Here is a 15,599-nt window from a genome sequence, read left to right as displayed (position 1 = left end):
TGTAAACCTCCCCTAATTAGTTACACCCATAATTAGAGCTTTCAGCCTGTTCATGCTTCATTAAATATTCCCATGGTGTCAGATCGTTCAGTGCTCCATGAGGACGTTCTTCGTTGTATTCCCTGAGCCAGTCTTCCGTTAATTCTCGAACTTCCGTCAGTGTTTTGAAGACGTACATATCCAAGATTTCAGTGCGGTATGTGCGATTAAATCGTTCAATGTACGAGTTCTGAGTGGGTTTTCCTGGTTGGATAAATTCCAATTGAACATCGTGTTCTTCTGCCCATGTTGCTAATGTTGTGGAGATAAACTCAGGGCCATTATCCATTCGAAGTTTCTCAGGGTAGCCTCGCCATGCAATGACTCGTTCAAGTACTCGAACCACTCGCTGAGCGGGTAGGCTGAGATCGACTTCGATAGTTAATGCTTCTCGGTTAAAATCATCCACAATATTGAAGGTTCGGAACCGACGTCCGCATTGCAGGCTATCGCTCATAAAATCAATAGACCAACACTGATTCTCTGACAACGGTACACTCAGCGGCTCTGGGTTACGATTTGGCAGACGCTTTTTCCCTTTACGACGTTTATTGAGTTTTAGCTCGCAGTAAATCCGATATATCCGCTTATGATTCCACGTCTTACCCCAGCGACGAAGGATCTTGAGTAACATACCAAAGCCGTATGCCGGATAGCGCTCAACGGCCTTCTGCAATTCACAGATCACCTCTTGGTCATCGTTCGCTTTAGGCTGATATCGATAAACAGAGTCGCTAATGCCAACTGCGCGACAAGCAAGACGTAAACTGACGTTATGCACCTGTCGAGCATAATCAACGAGTTCACGTTTAGTCGCTGGCTTTACAGCTTTTTTTCCACGATATCTTTGAGAATTCGGTGCTCTAAGCTCAATTCTGCAAACATCGATTTAAGACGACGATTTTCGTCTTCCAGCTCTTTTAAACGTTTAACGTCCGATGCTTCCATACCACCATATTTAGATTTCCAGTTGTAATAAGTTGCGTCAGATATGCCGTATTCTCGGCAGACTTCCTTGATAAGGCGGCCACCTTCTACTTCTTTCAAAATCTTCACGATCTGTGTTTCGGTATAGCGTGATTTTTTCATAGCGAGTTCTCCCTGATTAGCTCAGTTTATGCTGAAGAACTCCAAAATGGTATGCCACTATTTTAGGGGGTGATTACAAAGGCATTTGCTCGGATCAAGAAAGCTGCCGAGATTACAGACAACTTCCGAATTCATGATTTGAGGCATAGCTTCGCATCGATCCTGATTAACAGCGGAAATGCCACGCTTTATGATGTTCAGCATTTGTTGGGCCACCAGTCACCGCAGACCAGTACCAGATATGCTCATTTGGCTAGTTCAAGGCTGAGGGAGGTAAGTGCCAATGTGGCTGAGTTGGTGGGCGGTGTAACACAAAACATTTAGCATTATGAATAAACTAATAAAAACAGCATTTATTAGTTTATTCTATCAGACAGAAGATGAAGCTAAATCCGATTAGTATGAACAAGCCTCCAATAATGAGCTCCCAATACTGTCAATTTACAAGACTTGGAATTCATCGCAGCATAGTACATATGCTCTTCACCAACGGGAACAACCAAGTTTATGCGATTATATTTTTGTAAAATAGCGAATTTTTCAGTGTTGTCTTCAACAGGGGATTCTGAGTCAGGTTCAAAGCTAGGGTCTAGCTGAAACTCAACACTTGGCTCATTAAATAGCTCGGTGATTTTTTTTAAATCAGATAAAGCTATTGGAGGCTGAACTTTTCTTAATGAAGTGAAACTTTTAACATTTGTCTTGAAAATCGGCCTCTGCTCCCAAGAGCCTAGTGATTGATCTATATGGGCATATATACTCCCTGGAGTTACATCTCCGACTAGATTTGATGCACCTCCACTTAGTGCGTCAACAAACAATCTCGTAAACACACCTGAGCCGTCACTTTCTTGAGCATATTGTGTTGAGCTAGAAGCTGTCAATATAGTCATACCTTCAGCCAGCAAAGAGTTGCCATCCAGAACTGTGGGTGAGCCAGCTATACCAGAATGGCAACTATCAAGGACTATAATTTTATTTTTTGCTGGAGAAGAGTTAGCAATTTTTAGAAGTTCATCTAAAGGAAAACCATCATCACCATCTTCACATTCGGAAGACAGTAGGTATCCTCCAGTGCTATCGATATATCCATGCCCAGCAAAATAGAATAGAGCAATTTCATTGTTATCTTTGAACAGCTCCTGTACTTGGTTTTTAAGCTCTTTTCTGGATATTTGGGAACCTTCACCTGTTGATGTCTTTATATTAACATCAAAATTTAGCGAACCATCCGCGTGTCTTTCTAAGATACTTTTGACTGAATAGGCATCATTTACACATCCATGTAAGTTGGATACGTTGCTATAGTAATCGATGCCAATAACTAGAGCTTTTTTCATCCACACAGTTCCTTGATTGCGTCAGCAACTGATTTTCCCTGCCACTTTACAATAACATCAGCAGCATCTTTTACAGTTTTAGATGTTCTTTCTGAATCCCAAGGTTCGATTGCAATTATTTTTTTCCCCAAACTTTGGGCTATCTCAATTTCCTTTTGGATCCACTTACTATAAGTTGAATAGACGCCTGCAAGTATAAGTACACAGCTAGTACCCTTCATTTTGGCTTCAATTGCTTCTTTTAGTTGCTTATCTGTACCGTTTGTCTGGATAGGGTCATCCTTAGGTACTGAGTGATTAGAATAAGTAATGTCCTGTTTCTCGATGAGTTTGATTAATGAATCATAGGCATCGCTATAATTCCATGAGTGGCTAATAAACAATTTGTATGTCTTACTCATATTTTCTTCCTCATTAATGAAAATTACGCATTATTGCTCTCTATCGATTATGACGAGCTTCTTTCTTGTTTTGGGGGAACAACTTTTGGCATTGGAGGTGGATTTTTAGCAGGCTGTAACCCCCTTTCTGTATTTGGAGTTGGCCTCGGAGCCGGTGGGGTTGGACTTCTTTCTTGAGACATAGTAGTTATCCTTCGTAAAAAGTAGCAAAATATTGATTGGCCAGTTCTTCAGCTCTATTGTGCCGCTTTAGATCTGTGGGAATCGTAGTTTGTATATGCTTTGTCAGAGCTTTTTGTTTCAGCGACCTAATCTCAAACCTTGCTTTGTTGATTTCGGTGGGCGTCAGCTCTCCTTGAGAAATTGCATGCCACTGAAACTCACTCCGCACCATTAATTCTTCAAGCTCATTTATGAGCGATGAATAGGCTTTCAACCTACTTTTATATGGTAGAAATGGGGTTATAGCTCCTATGACTTGTGAGGCTGCTATTATTCCTGCCCAAACTGCTGAGTAATCTTTCCATAAGGCCCAAGCTCCGATGCTTGAGCTAGATGCTACAGCTAGTATTATTTTCACTAGTCTCTCGTATGACTCGGATTGTTCTAACTTCAACTCTAAGAATGTAATATGGACTCTTAGTTGGTATAGTTCTTTCCAATATTGCTCTTGTGTCAAATCAGTTACCATTAATTGGGTAAATATATATGCTGTGTTTTATAGCCAATTAGTCTAGATAGACACTACTCAAATGTGGCTATTTTTTTATGCTACTCCTAGCTATTAAGTATGTATACCATTTCATACGAAGAACCCTTCGCCCCTCCCAATCTAAAATCCTAGATCGCTGGGTCGGTCACACCAGACTGGCCCTGTAATCTTCCACTAAGGCTTATACCGCCTGACTTCCTGCATGATGTAGTTTCTGTAATTATCGCGGCGTCGTCGGTCTGGTCCCTATCCGGTCTTTAGCTGTAATTTTGGCTAGATACCGAGCTGGACACAAACCCTAATGTAAATTTCCTATTTAGGTTTTCCGTCCAGTTTGCCGACAGCGGCAGTAGATACATTTTTCCTGTTCTCCTGATGTAAACATCTGTAAAAATTAAACTAGGGGCATACTGTTCCGATGATGCTTCCTTACTCATTACGTTTAGCAATGACGTTGAAGAACAAGTTCACATCTTCTCTGCCGAGTGGTTAATCCCCCAACCTAATGAACCAGCTCTGATTGATGCAGAAGTTGGTAAAAAGTATTCTGTCTCCGTTTCGTGCCTGAAACATTTGCGCCTTTATGTATCAACATTAATTCACCGCCATATTTACCCAGTCGTGATTTGGTCAAATCATTACAGCTCTGTTTATGATATAGTTTTTCAACAGCCCCTAGATTTAACGACCAGAGGCCCCTTCTCTGGATAATGAGTAAGAATTAATCTATGCAAGAAAAGAAATTTGAACGTTATGACGCAGATGAACGGAAGAGTTCACTAATTAAAAGTACTTTAAATTGTTTAAAGCTAGATGGTTATGCTGGATTATCTGTACGTAAAATTACACGAGAAGCGAATGTGTCACAGGGAATGATCAATCATCACTTTGGCTCTATCGATTCACTTGTCATTCATGCCTACGATGCTATTTCGAAGGAATTTTTTGAGCAAACTAACGCCCTCATTGACTCTCATAAAGGTAGCGCATCAGAAAAGCTGATTATTTTCTTTCGCTCTTATATCTCTGAAGACAACCTTGACCCTGATTTGATGAAAACATGGTTAGTCTTTTGGAGTCTGATTAGAAATTCTCAGGATATGGCCGAAACATATGAATATATCAATGATAAAATTGAGACTTTACTCATTAACTTATTACTTGATATTAACAAGGAAGAAGGTCTTGATATGACGGACATATCTTTAGCCGCTCAAAGTTTAATCGCATTGTTAGATGGTGCTTGGGTTAGAACTTGTTTATCGCAAAAATGTTTACCACCAGAAAATACAATGAAAATTTTCATGAAGTGGTTAGAGGCATATAAATTGGGTGTATTCTCATAAAATAAAAGCCATCCACGCTATATCGGATGGCTTTTTTATGAATATCTTTCAACTTACGCTGTCACAAGTTCCCTTTCATTCAACTGATTTTTCTTAACAAGAATAGTAGCGAGTATGAGACCTAACAAAGACATCCCCCCCAAGAAGCTAAATATCATGCTGTATCCACTATTACCGTATATATCGAGCCAATAACCGAACATCGAAGAAAGGAATAAGTCAGGCGTATAGCCAATAATAGAAGCAATACCAATCGCTGTCCCAGCAACTCTCATCGAAATTCCGGCCTCACGTACAATAGAGAAAACTAAACCGTAAAGCATAAGGCCAAAAGCACCAGGAAGTAGCGTATAAATACTAATCAAGGTTGCACTCATTGTTGATGGTAAGAACATCACACCAATAAATGTGCCCGCTAGCAACGTAAATAAAACAATAAATAGCTTAGATGTTGACTTAAATACTTTGTCTGCCAAGTAACCACCAAAAGGAGCAATTAAGTAAAATAAATAGCTTCTAATGATAGAGAACATTCCCGAGTCTTCTACTGATATCCCAACAACATTCGTTAGGTACGGATTAAAGTAAGTCGTACTACTGAAAATCGAGTAGCCAGTGAATACGATGATAGAAAAACACCACAGCATTGGGTCTTTGAACAGTTCTTTTACATGAGAAAAATTAATTTTATCATCACTTGATGTTGGGTTAGTCTCGTCAGATTTGTCTTTGAGCACAACAAACACCAGCACACCTGCCAATAGAATACATCCCGCCATGACAATGACTGCATAAAAGAGACTTTGTTTTGGATCTAGGCCAAATGATGCTGCTTTTAAGGCTAATCCATTAATTACCGCCCCAGCTAAACCATTACCGGCATAATAGATACCATATAACCGAGCTTGCTCACTGCTATCACCGACCATGCTTATTGCTTTCAATAGCGATGTCCAAAAGACAAACGCGGTAGTAATCGCAAATAAGAACCAGAGAACCAAAGCCATACCGTATGACATCGTGTAGGCGTAAATCACACCTAGAATGGCCGTTCCAAACAAGGAGTAACTAATCGCTTTTCTCGGTGAAATTCTGTCTGTAAGAATGCCTCCGGGAATATAAGTTAACATACCGCCCAAAGCATACATTGTAATGAGAAAGCCTGATTGCATATTACTAATATTCATCACCTCTAACTGTGTATCGTAAAATACATACTTGAGGTACGGAAGCGTATAAATTGCTCCTCCGGCAAGGGATAATACTAAAATCGTAAAGTATTTATACAGCGTTTTATTCATCATTATTCTCAACTATCCTTATTAAGAAATATTGAAAGTCTAATTCAAAGAGTGTTAGACGTGATTAATTCAACTGACGACAGGAATATCAGGGAAAGTTGATGGTTCGGGCTTGAATAGCTCTTTGGCAACTTCTCTAGTTGTTTTTCCACTAGCCAAAGCCTCTTCAAATACTTTACGTGTCTGACGTCTAATGATGTTCATTGTATCTTCAGCAATTGCTGTCGGCTCTGGTTTCACCAAACCGAAGACAACCACTTCATAAATGCGTATGCCGCCCATATTAGTAATGAAATCAACGCATATATCGACGCCTTTTTCAGCAAGAATCTTATCTGCTTCTGGTGTTACAGGGATATTTGCCGCCTCAACAACCAACGATGCTTTGACCTTGTGTGCATTATCTTTATTGATCACGTCTTCCAAAGCTGCAGGGACTAAAATATCGCAGTCGATATCGAGCCATTCAACGTTATCGTGAATACGATATGAAGGTTCGAAGCTATCTAGATTAAGTTCTCCTTTAGGTTTACGAGTTTTGATGAGCTCTTTAACATTCAGCCCATCTTCACATGTAACCAAGCAATTCGCATCAGCAATACCAACGACTTTGTAGCCCCAATTGTCCAGACAATTTGCCATGCTAGCGCCGGCACAACCGAAACCTTGCAAAACAACCCGAGTACCTTCTGGTAAATTGCCTTTTAATTTCCATGCTTCGTCTAACGCCGCCGCACTACCATAGCCAGTGATCATGTCGTACATCAAGAAATCATCGTATTTCATCGAACAAACATCATCATGGTCTTTGATTCGTTGCTGTTGTAATGGATCATTACGCATGGCTTGTGTTTGCGGAAGTCCAATACCAATTTCATCTAGAATTTCTAACACATCGTTATAATCGACGCCTAGATCCCCACCAATAGACACGCCACTGTTAATATACGGACTCATTGCCTTGAGATAGCGTCTTAGGACATCCTTTGCATCAGGCGCTTTATAGTCATACGCGATGCCGCCTTTGCACCCACCCGTAGTAACGGATTCACAGGCCTTGTATTTGTAACCCATAGCGGTAGCTAATCGCACGACTTCTTCTGCAGTAACCGTTGGGTGCATACGTGTACCGCCACCACAATAATTATTAACGAAGTTATATGCGCAAAGCCATCCTTTGGCATCCGTTTCTGTGTCATTCCACTCTACTAAAATATACGGCTTAGTCATTTTAATATGTCCTTATTTTATAAAAAACCACGAGTTCGCAATTGAGACTACAGCACAATCATACGATCGTTCAATAGAGATTTTTATTTTATTTCAATAACATTTATAATTTAATTATTTTGGTGCATTGAACCATTTTTGGTCACCTAAATGGGGCATTGTTTCTGACGGAAAACATATTGATATTTTAATCATACGATCGTATAGTTAAATATATTGCGTACATTTTATTTTAAATAAAACGAATAAGGGATAATTTTGAAAATTGTTATATCAGATTATAAATCATCATTAAATTTTGATATTAATTATGCTATTTCTTACTTAAGAGACACTTTAGGAACTGATACTGAAATTATTGTTTATGAATATAATGGGAATAATAAAGAATTCATTGATGTATTAAGTGATGCTGATGCATTAATAACAGGTTATTTAGAGATCGACAAAGAAATAATGCAAAATCTGAATAATCTAAAAATAATTTCTATAATGGCTACAGGTTTTAATTTCATCGATATTCAGCAGGCAAGTCGTTCGCATATCGGCGTTGCCGTCAATCAAGAATATTGTACTCAAGAAGTATCGGAACATGTTATGTCATTATTGCTTGCGCTAAATAGAAAGTTAAAACATTATACCAATGATGTCGACGCAAAAGGTATATTTAATTATGGCACAACTAACAATCTGATCCGACTTGATGGTTCCACCTTAGGTATTTTTGGTCTTGGAAAAATTGGACGCTCGGTGGCGAAAAAAGCGCAATCTTTTGGAATTAAAGTGATTGCATATGATCCCTTTATTTCCGAAAAAGTTGCGAATGAATGTAACGTAAAATTACTGCCAATTGATGAAGTATTATCCGCATCCGATAACATTAGTATTAATATGTTGCTAACGAATGAGAATGTCGGATTTTTTAATATGGAAAAATTTAAAAAGATGTCTAAGAGACCGTATATCATTAATGTATCTAGAGGTGCATTAATTAACGAAGATGATTTGGTTGATGCGCTAGATAAAGAGTTAATAAAAGGAGCAGGCCTTGACGTATTAGTTTCTGAATCACCGAATTTAGATAATCACCCACTGGTTAAGCGTGATAATGTAATCATAACGCCACATAGTGCATTTTATTCTGAAACATCTATTCTTGAATGCCAGAGAATAGCTTGTGATAATGTTATCCATTATTTAAATGGTAATTATGATAAAATGTTCAGACTGATTAACCCTGAGATATTAAAGTGAATTTTACTGTCTACCCGACAACCAGATTCCATTCTTGCGTGGATAATGAGCGAAAAAATGCATTGCCTCTTTGTTTCCAGTCATGAAAAAAAGTAGGCCAGTCGATGATTGAGCAGGACCGTTCTCGACCGAAAAATGTGCTAGAACCCCGGTAGACGTTGCATGAAAAACCGGCATAACAACAATCTCAGGTATAGAAAAGCTGGACACCACTCTAATGGCCTTTATTTTTCTATCGCCTTCGATGATACTCTTGCACATTCGTGTTTAGTTGGAAAAACGTCATGCCTCAAGCCAATTCCGTTGTCATACTCGACTTTGAAACCACGGGGCTCTCTCCTAACCTTGGTGACCGCGCAATTGAAATCGGCGCGGTGAAATTAGTCGATGGTGAGGTTGTCGATAGTTTTCAACAATTAATGAATCCGGGCTTCAGAGTAAGCCCATTCATTGAAAATTATACCGGCATCACCAATAACATGTTACGTAAAGCGCCAAGCTGCGATGAGGTGATGGTATCGTTTAGTGAATTCATTGCCGGTGAGAACCTTATTGCTCACAACGCTTCGTTCGATAAACGATTTCTGGACGCAGAGCTTGAAAGGATCAGCCGTGGTTATGCTGGAACGTTCGCTTGCTCCTTACTGGTGGCAAGAAGACTGATTCAAGATGCACCGTCATACAAACTAGGTGAACTTGTTCGCTACAAAAACATCGATAACGACGGTGTTTTTCACCGAGCATTAGCCGATGCACAAATGACAGCCAAACTTTGGCTTCATATGATCGAAGATTTAGAGCTGTCAGGAATCGCCAATCCAAGCTTTCACTTTATGCAAACCGTTAGTAAAACAGCAAAAGGGAAAGTAAACCGTCTACTGGCGAAAAGCCGTGTTTAACTCATTCTTGGACAAAACTGTTTCAGACATGATGCTAATTGACATGTCTTGTGAAGGAAAGACAGGGTTCCTAATCCCGACACCGGATTTTGCCAGTGCATTCACAGGCTATCAGTTTTTAGATCGACAAAAGTATGAAATAGGAATCAGTCAATTTTAAAAAGGAATTGGACAGAATATACCTGCCCAAAAATCATCAGTTAGGGTTTCTTTTGTTAGCCAGTAGGTATCACGTACGGATAGAGTCGAGGGAAAACATCTTTAAAATCGGGCCCAAAGGTTGATAAACCGATGGGCCAACAGGCCTATACAGGATTAGGCCCCCACTTCTTGAGTTTTATACTTCCTTAATCTCTTAGTACCGACTCTTCTTCTTTGAATTAATCCAACAGCAAATACAATGAACAAGCATGGAATATAGACGAACAGACGCGAAGGCTGAGGCCTGGCCTGATCGACGCCAGTAATGACCTGAAATGGTTTAAAGCCTGCCTCGTAAGCACTGCTCCCAATTTCAACACTGTCAACTTCTACAGTATGCTCATCCTGATAAATATTCAGGCCAGCATTTTTCAATATCTCATGAACACTTCCTGATTTATAAGGGATGATCATCAAAACAGATTCCTTCGGTTTGCCTGACTGATCTTCATCGTCAACATGAACCCGTATTGGTGTGCCCACATTTATCTCTTTATTTTGTTTCAAATATTGTGCGATTTGAACGTATTGATACGGCTCTTCAAATTTATCGATCCAGAAGCCAGGTCTGAACAAGCTAAAGGCGACCAATAACAAAATTGCACTTTCCCACCACTTAGAACGGCATAAGAAGTACCCCTGAGTTGCGGAAGTGAAAAGAAGCATTGCTAATGTTGAAATGATGAAGATAAACACGGCATGGACAAAGCCAACATCAATCAACAGTAGATCAGAGTTAAAGATAAATAAGAAAGGCAGCATCGCAGTTCTTAGCGCATATTGAAACGCAATAATACCAGTACCAATCGGCTTACCACCTGAGACAGCAGCCGCGGCAAACGAAGCAAGACCTACGGGGGGTGTGACATCGGCCATAAGTCCAAAGTAGAAAACGAACAAATGGACAGCGATAAGCGGAACAACTAAACCATTAGAAGCACCAACTTCTACAATGACGTTAGCCATCAAAGAAGAGACAACGATATAGTTCGCCGTGGTTGGTAAACCCATACCAAGAATGATACACAGGAAAGCCACCAGCAAAAGCATCAGCGTGATATTGCCAAATGACAGCACTTCTACAAGATCGGCCAATACTGAACCGACACTCGTCTGTGAAACGACACCCACGATGACACCTGCTGTCGCTGTTGCAATCGAGATGCTGGCCATATTACGGGCACCGCTGACCATGCCATCAAACAGATCTTTTATCCCTTTCAGATAAGGGATAGACGCACGACGTCTGAAGTAAGCTTCTAGTGCTGGTTTACTCAGAATAATCACGATGGTCAGAACGGATGCCCAGAATGCACTTAAACCAGGACTTAACCTTTCGATCATAAGACACCAGACTAAAACCACCACAGGTAAGAAATAATACATCCCTGAAAAGAGAATTTGTCTCGGAGGAGGCAATTGAGCCATATCATCTTCTTGATCACTTTCAATATCCGGATATTTACAACTGATAAACAGTAATCCGACATAAGCAGCAAGGGTCAGTAATGAGACCGCATAGAAGGACGACTCTCCAGTTACTGTTTTAACCCAGCCCAACCCATAATAGACGAAAAGTGCGACTAAACTGACGACAAGAAAACCAAACAGGAACCCGGTTATTTTACGTAAAACACCAGTATTCGGTGTTGTTCTCGGAAGCCCTTCCATACCGCTCTTTAGCGCTTCTAAGTGAACGATATACACAAGGCCTATATATGAAATCAGTGCAGGAAGAAAAGCATGTTTTATAACATCTAAATAGCTAATACCTACATATTCCACCATCAGAAAGGCCGCAGCCCCCATCACTGGCGGCATAATTTGTCCGTTCACAGATGCAGCGACTTCAACGGCACCCGCCTTTTCTGAAGAGAATCCAACTTTCTTCATCATTGGAATTGTAAAAGTACCCGTAGTCACAACGTTAGCAATAGAAGAACCTGAGATTAACCCCGTTAATCCTGACGCCACGACCGCAGCTTTAGCAGGCCCACCCCTGTAGTGGCCTATGCACGAGAAAGCAAGCTTAATGAAAAAGCTACCGGCGCCAGCTTTATCTAATAAACACCCAAACAGTACAAATAAGAATACGAAATCGGTTGAAACACCTAACGCAATACCAAATACACCTTCAGTCGTAATCCATTGATGGTTTACTATTTCACTCAATGTGAAACCTTTATGAGCGATGATTTCTGGCATATGGTTGCCAAAGGCATTGTAGAGTAGGAAAACAGTGGCAATTAAAGGTAATGTCATCCCCAAGCTACGTCTCGCCGCTTCAAACAGAAGAGGAATACCAATACATGCAATCACAATATCCTGCATGATGGGCGCCCCGACGCGAGTTGCAATAGCATCGTATTCGATAAAGTAGTAACTCGCACATATAGCCGCTAAAACAGCCAAAATCCAGTCTATGACAGGGATTCGGTTTCTGGGGGAATGTTTACCTGCAGGAAAACTTAAAAAAACAAGAAAGATAGCAAACGCTAAATGTATTGAACGTGCCTGGTTACTATTCCACCGAAACAGGCTGGTATCGATCATATAAGGTAACGATGATGATATCCAAAGCTGGAAAACAGCCCAAACAAATGCAACCGAAACCAGTACTTTAAGCTGCATATTTTGAGGATGTCGTCCCCCGACATCATTTGTGGTCACCAATTCATCCAGTTCGGCACTATTCGACTGACTTTTCACAACGTCCATGTAAACCCCAATTACAAATTACTTACATCAATATCCGCCAAAATAATTTGGCGGATAGATAAATTAAAACTTACTTCATCCAGCCTCGTTCTTTGTAATATTGAATTGCGCCAGGGTGTAATGGTGCTGATAGTCCTTTGGTGATCATATCTTCAGGTTCTAAGCTTGAGAACGCTGGATGTAACCGTTTAAAACGAGCAAAGTTTTCAAACACTGCTTTAACTAAGTTATAGACCACCTTATCTGACGTATCCGTAGAGGTGACTAGCGTCGCTTTCAAACCAAATGTTTTTACATCATCAGGGGTACCTTCGTACATTCCACCAGGAATAGTCGCCGCACTATAGTAAGGATACTTTTTAACCAAATCGTCGATATGCGGGCCATCAACATTGATGATGTGCGTTGCACAAGTACTTGTTGCTTCTTTTACATTAGCAACCGGATGACCTGCTACCATTACGAAAGCATCAATCTTGTTATCACACAAAGCTTGAGATTGTTCCGAAGATTTAAGCTCACCAGCCAGTTTGAAATCATCGGTTGTCATCCCGAACTCTTTCATCACATTCATCATCGTTGCTCTCTGACCTGAACCTGGGTTACCAATGTTCACCCTTTTGCCTTTCAACTCTTCAAATGAATGGATATTAGCGTCATCTCTAACAACTAAAGTAAAGATGTCAGAATGAAGTGAAAATACAGATCTTAATTTTGTAAACGGACCTACTTTTTTAAAGTCCGAAGTCCCGTTATAAGCATGATACTGCCAGTCAGACTGGACGATACCAAAGTTAAGGCCGTTAGAACGAATTGAATTCAGGTTTGCAATTGAACCACCTGTTGAGGGAGCAGAACAACGTAAATGATGAGTATCACTATCTCTGTTGACCATTTTACAGATAGACTCACCCACAACGTAGTAAACCCCTGTCTGGCCAGCCGTTCCTATAGAAAAGTGTTCTACCTCTTCGGCAAAAGTAGTGTGCGACATGACTGCCATCGAACCTATCGCTGCGGTAACAATATGTTTCCTAATAAAATGCTTCATGATTTATCTTCCCTGTTCAATACGTATAAAGATCTTTTACCGATTAAGATTTTTCGTTACTGACTGCTTAACTCCATTGAAATTTCTATACTGCGCTGACAAGCAGCTTCGCAGCAGGCTTTTATTTGCTCAGTGATAAGACCACCGTGAGCTAATCGCTCTAATCCGGCTTGTGTTGTACCGTTAGGACTCGTCACATTTTGACGTAACTCTGAGACCGATGATTCTTGTTGCTCAATCATTTCTGCCGCCCCAATAAAGGTGTCTTTTGCGATTTGTTGTGCTAGATCTTCAGGCAACCCCATTTTGGTTGCTGTATCCATAAAACACTCACAAAAGTAAAAAATATAAGCAGGGCCACTTCCAGAAACCGCTGTCGCCGCATGCATCTGATCTTCATGATCTAACCAGTAAAAATTGCCTAAAGGTTCAAACAAAGCCGCGGTTTTATCTCTAATCTCCAAACCCGCATCTGTGTAAGCCACCACGACACCTTTACCAACAAGCACAGGTGTATTCGGCATGATACGGACAATACTTGCAGCGCTGGTAAAAACAGACCGTAATTGTTCAATGCTGACACCAGCCGCAATGGACATAAGGCAGGTATCAGAACCAACAAGCTGACGATAATCTGGTGCAAAAGCACCAATCATCTGTGGCTTTAGTGCGAGTAAAACATCGCTGAAGTTAACTGCGCGCAACTGTTCAATTTCATCAGGCTTATATGTATTAATGCCGAGTTGTTTAAATTGGCTTAATACACTTTCGTTCATATCCACCAGATAAATGTGTGATGCATCGAGTCCTGTTTTCAACCAGCCCTGTATGATGGCCCCACCCATTTTGCCTCCACCAATAACCAGCATTGTCATTTTTTGTGGCTGAGTCATAATTCAATTCCCTTTCATCATCAGAACAAGCTACTTCAAATTTGACGCCAATTGCTTATAGAGTTGGCGAATCTTCATGACTCCCTCTCCGGGGACACCATCCCCAATAACTCTGCCATCGATATTTATGACAGGGATCGGCCCACCAAACGTACCCGTAGTAAATGCTTCATCGGCACCATAAACCTCGAATAATGAGAAGTCTTTTTCATAAACAGGAATATTATTTGCGTGACATACGTCAATGACTTTCTGACGAGTGATTCCGTTCATACAGTACTTACCAGAAGATGTCCAAACTGCACCTTTTCTGATAATAAAGAAGTTTGTTGAGTTGCAGGTACTTACGAAACCGTGAGGGTCAAGCATTAACGCTTCATCGGCACCGGCTTTCTGAGCCTGAATAAGAGCCGTTATGCAATTAAGTTTGCTGTGGGAATTGAGCTTAGGATCCTGGCTGTTTGGCTGTCCCCTGACGACATGAACCGTAAACAGAGACATACCTTTATCGACAACTTCCTGACTTGGTTTACTGTGCTCAGCAATGATAACTATTGTCGGCTTGGTTATGGTCAGTTTAGGATCCTGAAAAGGCTTACGCTTTTTACCTCGGCTAACCATCAGTCTTAGATGCGCATCATCAACCATGTTATTAGCTTCTAACGTTCCATATAACGCTTTTACCAAATCCGCTCTTGGCATATCTAGCGGGATATCGAGAACTTTTGCCGATTCATACAGACGATCAAGGTGGTCTTCAAGAAAAGCAATTTGACCATTGTACACTCTGAGACCTTCCCAGATACCGTCACCCAACATGAATCCACTGTCATAAACAGAAACCATTGCCTCTTCTTTCGGCACCAACTTTCCATTGACATAAATGAATATCGAGTCGTTTCTAATATCTTCCTCTGACGCGTGGGCACTAAACGAATGTGATGACATACTTCTTCCTTGAATGTGTATGGAATGTTAACGTTTTGTTTCATGCTATGACCAAAAAACAAACATGTCAACAGTAGGATTGTTGACAATCCTACAAATCACTGTTTACTAAATAACCCAAATAGGTTAAGTTTTGATAGTAAAATCGTTTAATAACTACCGTTCCATTGAGCATTA

The 15,599-nt window shown here is 40.5% G+C and carries 13 protein-coding genes and 1 pseudogene; 4 read left to right on the top strand and 10 right to left on the bottom strand.

The window, feature by feature from the left end; genetic code table 11:
* Positions 1–16: 16 nt before the first annotated feature.
* A protein-coding gene (locus tag BSQ33_RS00440) for an IS3 family transposase (protein ID WP_420070614.1) occupies positions 17–1,128 on the bottom strand; the annotation gives its coding sequence in 2 pieces (ribosomal slippage) (positions 17–867 and positions 867–1,128; 1,113 coding nt in all).
* 78 nt (positions 1,129–1,206) lie between these two features.
* On the opposite strand from BSQ33_RS00440, the pseudogene BSQ33_RS00435 reads away from it, so the two are divergent.
* A pseudogene (locus BSQ33_RS00435) lies at positions 1,207–1,452 on the top strand (tyrosine-type recombinase/integrase); the annotation flags it as partial.
* Positions 1,453–1,514: 62 nt separating this feature from the next.
* Here the strand turns inward: BSQ33_RS00435 and BSQ33_RS00430 are convergent.
* The 3 genes from BSQ33_RS00430 to BSQ33_RS00420 all read right to left on the bottom strand — a co-directional run bounded on the left by BSQ33_RS00430 (position 1,515) and on the right by BSQ33_RS00420 (position 3,449).
* On the bottom strand, positions 1,515–2,468 hold the full coding sequence (locus BSQ33_RS00430) for a caspase family protein (RefSeq protein WP_031420285.1): 954 nt from the start codon (positions 2,466–2,468) through the stop codon (positions 1,515–1,517).
* Entirely contained in the window at positions 2,465–2,869 is a 405-nt protein-coding gene (locus BSQ33_RS00425) for a TIR domain-containing protein (RefSeq protein ID WP_088132874.1), read from the bottom strand. Before BSQ33_RS00425 ends, BSQ33_RS00430 begins: the two co-directional genes overlap by 4 nt.
* A 187-nt stretch (positions 2,870–3,056) precedes the next feature.
* Entirely contained in the window at positions 3,057–3,449 is a 393-nt protein-coding gene (locus BSQ33_RS00420) for a hypothetical protein (RefSeq protein ID WP_232471934.1), read from the bottom strand.
* An 860-nt stretch (positions 3,450–4,309) separates the two neighbouring features.
* On the opposite strand from BSQ33_RS00420, the gene BSQ33_RS00415 reads away from it, so the two are divergent.
* Positions 4,310–4,927, top strand: coding sequence for a TetR/AcrR family transcriptional regulator (locus BSQ33_RS00415; RefSeq protein ID WP_021020396.1), 618 nt, complete (start codon positions 4,310–4,312; stop codon positions 4,925–4,927).
* 53 nt (positions 4,928–4,980) lie between these two features.
* Here the strand turns inward: BSQ33_RS00415 and BSQ33_RS00410 are convergent, their stop codons facing one another.
* A complete protein-coding gene (locus tag BSQ33_RS00410; protein ID WP_051116205.1) occupies positions 4,981–6,231 on the bottom strand; it encodes an MFS transporter in 1,251 nt (416 codons plus the stop codon).
* A 66-nt stretch (positions 6,232–6,297) separates the two neighbouring features.
* Positions 6,298–7,458, bottom strand: a complete 1,161-nt coding sequence (locus BSQ33_RS00405) for a Glu/Leu/Phe/Val family dehydrogenase (protein ID WP_088132871.1) — start codon at positions 7,456–7,458, stop codon at positions 6,298–6,300.
* Between the two features lie 258 nt (positions 7,459–7,716).
* On the opposite strand from BSQ33_RS00405, the gene BSQ33_RS00400 reads away from it, so the two are divergent.
* Together BSQ33_RS00400 and BSQ33_RS00390 are read left to right on the top strand one after the other, a co-directional pair.
* On the top strand, positions 7,717–8,712 hold the full coding sequence (locus BSQ33_RS00400) for a C-terminal binding protein (protein ID WP_088132869.1): 996 nt from the start codon (positions 7,717–7,719) through the stop codon (positions 8,710–8,712).
* A gap of 284 nt (positions 8,713–8,996) precedes the next feature.
* Entirely contained in the window at positions 8,997–9,611 is a 615-nt protein-coding gene (locus BSQ33_RS00390) for a PolC-type DNA polymerase III (RefSeq protein WP_021020400.1), read from the top strand.
* A 315-nt stretch (positions 9,612–9,926) separates the two neighbouring features.
* Here the strand turns inward: BSQ33_RS00390 and BSQ33_RS00385 are convergent, their stop codons facing one another.
* From BSQ33_RS00385 to BSQ33_RS00370, 4 genes are all read right to left on the bottom strand, one after another.
* Entirely contained in the window at positions 9,927–12,530 is a 2,604-nt protein-coding gene (locus BSQ33_RS00385) for a TRAP transporter permease (RefSeq protein WP_088132866.1), read from the bottom strand.
* A gap of 70 nt (positions 12,531–12,600) precedes the next feature.
* Positions 12,601–13,581 (bottom strand): TAXI family TRAP transporter solute-binding subunit, encoded by a 981-nt coding sequence (locus BSQ33_RS00380; protein WP_021020403.1) that lies wholly within the window; start codon positions 13,579–13,581, stop codon positions 12,601–12,603.
* 56 nt (positions 13,582–13,637) lie between these two features.
* Entirely contained in the window at positions 13,638–14,474 is an 837-nt protein-coding gene (gene proC / locus BSQ33_RS00375; protein ID WP_088132864.1) for a pyrroline-5-carboxylate reductase, read from the bottom strand.
* Positions 14,475–14,504: 30 nt separating this feature from the next.
* Positions 14,505–15,422: an aminotransferase class IV gene (locus BSQ33_RS00370; protein ID WP_021020405.1), complete on the bottom strand. Its 918-nt coding sequence runs from the start codon at positions 15,420–15,422 to the stop codon at positions 14,505–14,507.
* Positions 15,423–15,599: the final 177 nt, after the last annotated feature.

Origin of the sequence: Vibrio gazogenes (genome assembly GCF_002196515.1) — a bacterium.
Lineage (GTDB): Bacteria > Pseudomonadota > Gammaproteobacteria > Enterobacterales > Vibrionaceae > Vibrio > Vibrio gazogenes_A.
This window is presented reverse-complemented; position numbering and strand designations above follow the sequence as displayed.